This is a genomic window from Desulfosarcina sp., from assembly GCF_033791525.1.
Taxonomy (GTDB): domain Bacteria; phylum Desulfobacterota; class Desulfobacteria; order Desulfobacterales; family Desulfosarcinaceae; genus Desulfosarcina.
In genome coordinates this window covers 1-7,199 of record NZ_JASJGN010000469.1, presented here as the reverse complement: position 1 = coordinate 7,199, position 7,199 = coordinate 1, and the positions used below count along the sequence as shown (strand labels likewise).

Annotated in this window: 7 protein-coding genes; 2 read left to right on the top strand and 5 right to left on the bottom strand. The window is 55.4% G+C overall.

Annotated features, from left to right (window positions below; all coding sequences use genetic code 11):
* Both QNK41_RS22175 and QNK41_RS22170 read right to left on the bottom strand, forming a co-directional pair.
* Positions 1-204 (bottom strand): B12-binding domain-containing protein (locus QNK41_RS22175; protein ID WP_319261817.1); only part of this gene is annotated, 204 nt, incomplete at its 3' end.
* 134 nt (positions 205-338) lie between these two features.
* Positions 339-1,766 (bottom strand): trimethylamine methyltransferase family protein, encoded by a 1,428-nt coding sequence (locus tag QNK41_RS22170; RefSeq protein ID WP_319261812.1) that lies wholly within the window; start codon positions 1,764-1,766, stop codon positions 339-341.
* A gap of 400 nt (positions 1,767-2,166) precedes the next feature.
* Between QNK41_RS22170 and QNK41_RS22165 the strand changes: the two genes are divergently transcribed.
* Positions 2,167-3,693: a sigma-54 interaction domain-containing protein gene (locus QNK41_RS22165; RefSeq protein WP_319261809.1), complete on the top strand. Its 1,527-nt coding sequence runs from the start codon at positions 2,167-2,169 to the stop codon at positions 3,691-3,693.
* A 72-nt stretch (positions 3,694-3,765) separates the two neighbouring features.
* Here QNK41_RS22165 and QNK41_RS22160 read toward each other — a convergent pair whose 3' ends face one another.
* Positions 3,766-4,794: a 3-oxoacyl-ACP synthase III gene (locus QNK41_RS22160; RefSeq protein ID WP_319261806.1), complete on the bottom strand. Its 1,029-nt coding sequence runs from the start codon at positions 4,792-4,794 to the stop codon at positions 3,766-3,768.
* A 371-nt stretch (positions 4,795-5,165) separates the two neighbouring features.
* On the opposite strand from QNK41_RS22160, the gene QNK41_RS22155 reads away from it, so the two are divergent.
* The gene (locus QNK41_RS22155) at positions 5,166-6,077 is read left to right on the top strand and encodes an MBL fold metallo-hydrolase (protein ID WP_319261804.1); all 912 of its coding nucleotides are present in this window, start codon (positions 5,166-5,168) and stop codon (positions 6,075-6,077) included.
* 47 nt (positions 6,078-6,124) lie between these two features.
* Here the strand turns inward: QNK41_RS22155 and QNK41_RS22150 are convergent, their stop codons facing one another.
* Positions 6,125-6,700, bottom strand: coding sequence for a flavodoxin family protein (locus tag QNK41_RS22150; protein WP_319261801.1), 576 nt, complete (start codon positions 6,698-6,700; stop codon positions 6,125-6,127).
* A 279-nt stretch (positions 6,701-6,979) separates the two neighbouring features.
* Positions 6,980-7,199, bottom strand: a 220-nt coding sequence (locus QNK41_RS22145) for an AMP-binding enzyme (RefSeq protein WP_413815192.1), incomplete at its 5' end; no start/stop codon positions are given.

Here is a 7,199-nt window from a genome sequence, read left to right as displayed (position 1 = left end):
CATGGCCTGGGCCGCCATGAGCATCTCGGGCACGAACAGTTCGCCGGCGCTAAAGCGCTCACCGACCTCGTCCATGGCGCTGATCAGCCCGTCGTTCAAGATGGCGCCGATGTCCGTGCCGGCGTCCATTTCCGCCTGGGTCTTGGCCTTTACCGTCTCCTCGTCAAATGCCAGTACTGCGTTGAAAATGTCCTGGGTTGCCATGAATGATCCTCCTGAATGTGGGTGATAGGATATTAGCGATGCTTGTGCTGTATCTTGGTCGTTTTATAATATTTCAATTGATGAAATTGAAGCTCTATATCAAGGCCGACCCATAGGTCAACTGGTGCTCACCGTCAAGATTTATTCTTGCGTCCGGCCACGTAAGCAGACAACGCGGTTTCCACATCCGGATCGATGGGGGGCTTTTCGTAAGCGGCCAGGCGGTGGCTCAGGCTCTCGGTGGCGACCTGATCAATACGCTTGGAACCGGCAGCTTTCCAGCCGGCATAATTCTGCCGGTTAAAAAAGTCGGCCATGTAGAATTCCGTGCGGCACAGCTTGAATGTTTTGGGCTGGGTCAGGTACTGACCGCCGATGCCCACGTTTTTAATCATCTCAACATCGATGGCTTCATCGGAAACGTCGATGGGCTTGATCAGCTTGCGGATGATGCCGCACATCTCTTCGTCCATGAGAAATTTTTCAAAACTCATGGCGATATAAGAGCCCAGGATACCGGCCGAATGGAGAATGAAGTTGATGCCGCTGCGGGCAGCGGTAGAAAGGGCCAGGGCGGATTCTCCCGCGGCCTGGCCATCCGGGAAATGGGCATCGGTCAAACCGCCCCCGCTGCGGCTGGGGAGCTTGTAAAATCGAGCCATCTGGGCAGTGGCCGAAACCACCATGGACAGTTCCGGGCAGCCGATGGCCAATCCGCCGGTGCGCATATCCATGGCCGAGGAGGTGGATCCATAGACCACCGGTGCACCCGGATTGACCAATTGCGCCAGGGTGATGCCCGCCAGGATTTCGGCATTCTGCAAGGCCAATACGCCGGAGAGGGTCACCGGCCCGGATGAACCCGCCATGATCAGCGAGGCGATCACGCAGGCCTGGTTGGCCCGGGCCAGTTCAATCAGGGAACCGGCCATCTCGTCGGAAAACTGAAGCGGCGACAGTGAATTGATCAGGGACACCGAAACCGGTCCCGCGGCGAGAAGCCTGTCCTTGCCACCCCATATGATGGAGGCCATCTCAATGCAGTCCCGGGCGCCTTGTCTGGATACCGGACTTCCCATAAAGGGTTTATCGCACAAAACAATGCTGGAGAAGATCATGTCCAGATGGCCGGTGTCAGGCGCCACATCGCCCGGTTCCACCATCATGAACCCGTTCATGTTGATGGTTTTGGATGTTTGGATCAGTTTGCAGAAATTGTCATAGTCCGCCATGGTGGCTTCCCGCTGGCTACCGTCCGGCAGGGCGATGAAGGGCGCACCGTAGCCGGGTGCGAAAACGAAATCGTCCTCTCCCACGGCAACGCTTTTTTCAGGATTCCGTGCAGTCACCGTGAACCGTGAAGGGGCGGTCTCGAGCGCTTTTTGTATCTGGGCCTCGGTCATGAAAACCGTTTTTCCATCCACCTTGAACCCATTGGATGCGAAGATCTCCAATGCTTCGGGTTCATTGAAGGCCACACCGACGCTTGACAGCAGCGCCATGGATGCATCGTGAATCCGGGTCATCTGGTTCGTGGTGAACGTTTGCATGCGGTCATACATGATCGATCCTCCTTGTTGCGCTTAATGGCGACACTTGGATGGGCTATTGCGGTGCTGTCGTCGGAAAGGCTTCCCAACCATACGAAAATAAGATGCTTACAGAGCAGATTGCATGCCATGGCGGACTGATTTGCTAAAATGATAACCGACACCCCAGGTTTTCATATCAGACGGGCAAAAATATGCATAACATACTGAAAAGATTATTTTTTTAGTCGTGGGACAGACGTGTGTCAGAGAATGGCGAGGTTTTTTCGTCGGATAACCGACCGCTTGAACATGAAGACCGACAAAAAACTTTACACATTCAAGGGAAAAATGTTTTCATTGACTGTTTTTTTTACATATAATCAACTGATATCGAAAGCTTCCCTTAAACAACCAGCCATGGAGACTGACGTTGTCTGATCAATCCTCGAATCGACCTATTTTGCCCGACTTTGACAACCTCGATTTTATGCCGGTGTTCGATGCCTTTGATGAGGGCATCATCATCACCGACACCGGCGGCCGCATCCTGTTCTACAACGAAACCCAGGCGGGAATTGACGATCTGCGACCCGTAAATGTCATCGGCAAGCGAGTTGCGGACATCTACCGGCTGGACTGGTATGACAGCATGATATTCAGGTGCCTGGAAGCCAACACACCCATCATCGGCAGGCTGTTTTTTTACCGGACCTGCAAAGGTAAACTGGCCAATACGATCCACAGTGTCTTCCCGCTGCACCTCAACGGAACGTTGGCGGGCGCCATCTGTTTTGTAAAAAACTACAATTTACTGGAAAAGGTCATGTCCGGTTATTCCACCCTGTCGCCGAACACCCCTCCGGAATTGGCCAATGGCACCCGATACCAGTTTTCCGATATCATGGGCGTGGACAAAAGTATTCTCCACGCCCTGACCATGGCCCGTCTGGCTGCAGAGAGCCGTTCACCGGTGATGCTTTTCGGTGAAACCGGATCGGGCAAAGAGATGTTTGCCCAGAGCATTCACAACTACAGCTCCCGCAGGGACAACCCTTTTGTGGGCATCAATTGCGCTGCGATTCCGGACACGCTTTTAGAGGGTCTGCTATTCGGAACGGTAAAGGGGGCGTTCACCGGCGCCGTGGACAAAATGGGGCTGTTCGAACAGGCCAACGGCGGCTCTCTCTTTCTGGATGAGATCAATTCGATGCCCATTGCTCTCCAGTCCAAACTGCTGCGGGTGCTCCAGGAGAAAAAAATCCGGCGTGTCGGAGCTTCAGGTGAAGTGCCCGTCGCCTTGAAAATCATTAGCTCCGTCAACATACCCGCCCACAAGGCCATTCGGCAACGGCAGTTGCGCATGGACCTGTTTTATCGCCTGGCCGTGGTTTACATTGCCATTCCCCCTTTACACGAACAGCCTGATGGCATCGAAACGCTGACCCGCCATTTCATCTACAAAAATAATCTGGCCCTCGGCAAAAAGGTGTGCGGCGTCAGCGAACCGGTCATGCAGTTTTTTCGAACCTATCACTGGCCGGGAAACGTTCGTGAACTCGAACATCTCATTGAAGGGGCCATGAACACCATCGGGCCGGACACAACCCTGCGCATTTCCCACCTTCCGCCGCATCTGCTTCTGCATCAGGTTCGTGATGAAGGTACACCGGTGCACGTGGTGCCGCTGGATCGTTCTGCAAATCCACCGGTCTCGAAAGCCGGCAACCCCGATCTTGGCGTGGCATCTCCCGGAGCCGGTATGCAGGACCTGCGGGAACGACGGCAGGAACAGGAAGCGAAGATGATTGATGACGCCCTGAGGGCCGCCGGTGGCAATGTGTCAGCCGCTGCAAGGAGGTTGAATGTTTCGCGGCAGCTGATTCACTATAAGATGCGAAAATATGGATTGCGCAGGACAGCCTATCGTGGGTCGATAGAAAATGATCCGGCCGGTTAAGGCGCCTATCCGGCATGCAGATAGGTTAACCCGTAGTGCTCGTTCACTTCCAACCGGCAGGGGATGGCAAGCCTACCAGGTCACACTCATCATGGAGCAGTTGAGGCCGCTGCCGATCCCCATGAGTGCCACGTGGTCGCCCGCTCGGAAGCGGCCGGATTCGGCGGCCTGGCATAAGGTGATGGGCACGGCCGCAGGGCCGATGTTGCCCAGGGTGGGAAAGTTCAGATGATGTTTCTCCGGGGTCAGGCCCAGTTTACTGTTGAGCACGTCCATGTTTCGCCGGCTTACCTGGTGGGGAATGTAGGCATCGATTTGCGCGTCGCTCCAGTTGGTCAAGGTGCTGCTGGCCAGGTCCCAGGTCTTTTTGGCCAGTTCCACGCCGAAAATCAGCACCTTGGAGGCATCGGCGGTCATATAGTCGCGCTGCCCCAGGCACAAACGGCTGTGGCGGGTGGCCGCCCGGGTCACCGACCCGTTGACCACATGGCCGGTTGTAGACATATTCCTGTGGCACAGGATCATGGCTACCGCCCCCGAGCCTAAAGTGAGGGTGGCGAACTGGTCCCTGAAGGCGTCCGACTTGGCATCCGATTGCCGCAGTCGGTTGATGGTTGCCTCGACCACTTCCCGCGAATTCTCCCCATCTACGATGAGTCCGTAGTCGACAAGACCGGCGTCGATCATCATGCCCACACTGGCCATGGCGTTGACAAAACCCAGGCAGGCGTTGCCTATGTCATAGTTGATGCAGTGGTCGGCAAGTCCCAGATTGCCGTGCACCAGGCTGGCCACGGATGGCTCGATATAGTCTTTGGAGACCGACGTGCTGATCAAGCAACCGATGGCCTCGCGATGGATGCCGGTTTGCTGCAATACTTTTTCGGCAGCCAGGGTGGCCACGTCGCTGGCCTGCTGGTCAATGTCCCAGAACCGCCGCTCCCGGATGCCTGAGAGTCCCTCGATGATCCCTGGCTTGATGCCGATGCGTTCCAAGGTGGCCGAAAGCTGTGATTCTATATCGGCAGAGGTGATGATCGTCGTCGGCAGTACACATGCCACCGCCTCGATGGCCACATTCTTGAATAACATCGGTTTCATGATTGTCCTTCCAGCGCTTTCTGATGATTCAGCGGTTGAACCGCGATAGCGAGCGCATTCCTCGCCGCTTGCGGCGGGGTTAGCGAGCGAACTGAAAATCGATTTTTTATCCTTACGGTGCCGCGTAGCACTGCCGTTTCAGGCAGAACATTCCCCGCGGCTTGCCGCGGGGAGGGTTCAAAACAATTGTTAGTCCTGGTTTTATATCATGCCCGGGGGGTTAAAAAAACCGGAAACCCTTACCATGCGCTATCGGTTGCCGGGAGCGGTCATCTGGCGTATTGTATCGTTAAGCGGACCAGCACCGACGCCGCTTACTGTTTAACAGGGTGTTGAAAGACGTCTAAAGGGCAGGATACGGTTACTCCTCGATGAAAAACCTTGATGAGATTCATTTCATCCAGCCGGTCGACAAGGGCATCTGGCTGATAAAGGCCCCCGGAAAGGGCCGTTTTCCCCACTGCAACGGGTTCCTGATGATTGGAGACCGGACTGTATTAATCGATGCCGGTATCGGAGCCGAACGAATCGTTGAAATTGATCGCCGGACGCGCATCGACGTGCTGATCATCAGCCATTCCCATCCCGACCATATTCTGTCATGGCATGTGCTGAGCGACCGGCAGCTGTTATTGCCGGCCCAGACCCCGGCGTCCGTGGGCGACCTGCGGCTGCTCGGTCAGCGATTCGTCGAGGGCCGGCAGGAGGCGCAATACTGGACGTGGGTGGCCTCGAGTCGGTTGGGCATCCTTCCCATGCGCCGGCCGGACCAACAATTTGACGACGGTGAAATCCTGGATTTTGGATCCATTCAGCTCCAGGCAATTCATGCGCCGGGCCACCTGGATGATCATTATTGTTTCCTGGAGGAGCATTCAGGAACGTTGTTTTCCATCGATATCGACTTCACCGGGTTCGGGCCATGGTACGGCAACCCGGAAGGTGATATCCATCGGTTTCGGGAAAGTGTGTCGATGCTTCGTAACCTGCCCTACCGTCAAATCTGTGCCTCCCATAAACTGCCGATCGCCCGATCGGATGCCGATGCGGCCTTCGACCGTTACCTGAAGGCCTTTGACCGACAGAAGGCGGCGGTTTTCGATTTGTGCTGCAAAGAAATGAACCTGGAAGGGATGGTCAGGCATTCACCCTTTTACAGGAATCGGATGCCCGACGGCACGCTTCAACAGATATTCGAAACCCAGATGATCCGTAAAAACCTGGCCCTGTTGCTTCGGGAAGGCCGAATCGTTGAGGAAAACGGAACATATCGCGCCATATAGGCTGTTTCCTATTCCATCGGTCACTACCATCGTGTGATCGAGCAAGGCTACTGTCTGAGTGCACCGCTGATGTCCCCGGCCAGCTTGCGGGCGGCGGCACGGGCCTCCTCGCCCAGGGCGTCCGGTGTTGTGCAGAAGGGGATGACGGTCTTGTTCACGGCTCGCGCTTGGCCATACTTACACACCCGGTCGAAGACGGTCTGGATGACATCGGCGTTGCCTTTCACCGGCCCGCCGCAGGTGACCAGCAGGGCGGCTGGCTTATCGGCGATCAGGGATCGGTGGTTGACGGTGCCGTAACCTGTGACCAGACAGAAGTGACGGTCGATGAGTGCCTTCATCTGGGCGGAAAAGTCCCAGCAGTAAAGGGGGCTGCTGTAAATTACGGCATCGGCTGCGATCATGCGTTCGAATACGGCAACCGCGTCATCCTTTTGGACGCATCCGGGCCGGTCGGCCACTTTCTGGCACGCCTGGCAGCCCAGACATCCATTGACTTTCACGGAAGTAATGGCGAGGCGTTCCACCTGATGCCAGCCGGACAGTTCCTGTTCCACCATATCCAGTGCGCCGGCCGTGTTGCCTTTTTTGCGCGGACTTCCCAAAATGGTGAGGATGTTCATGCATGACCTCCTCGTAAAATGTATCGATGGTGATCGGGTGAGAATCAAAAAACCGATGCATTATGAAACCAGATTTTTCAAAGGAATTCAATACACGTTGCCGCGGCCATGCACGATAATTGCCGCGGGGACGCATGCGCAGTGGTCTGCAACTCAGGCGGGATAGATACTATTTAGGAAAATCATCAGGATCGACAATAAGACGGTCAAGGTTCTTTTGTGATCCACGAACGCAGGCCGGGTAGGTTTGCTATTTCTCGGTGGATCGATCCACCGGTCTCAATCGTTGTGCGTCTGCTCGCCCCCGTAAAGTTCCTTCACCGCCTGCCGGTCGATACTGCCATTTTTTTCCGGGAGTGACTCCACGAACTGCACATATTGTGGCTTTTTATAGCGGGCAATGCGGCTGCCGACGAATTCGATCAAATCTTTTTCGGATAAGTGCTGTCCGGCTTTCAACACGCAGACCGCCTTGATGCCTTCCTTCCACTTGGGATCC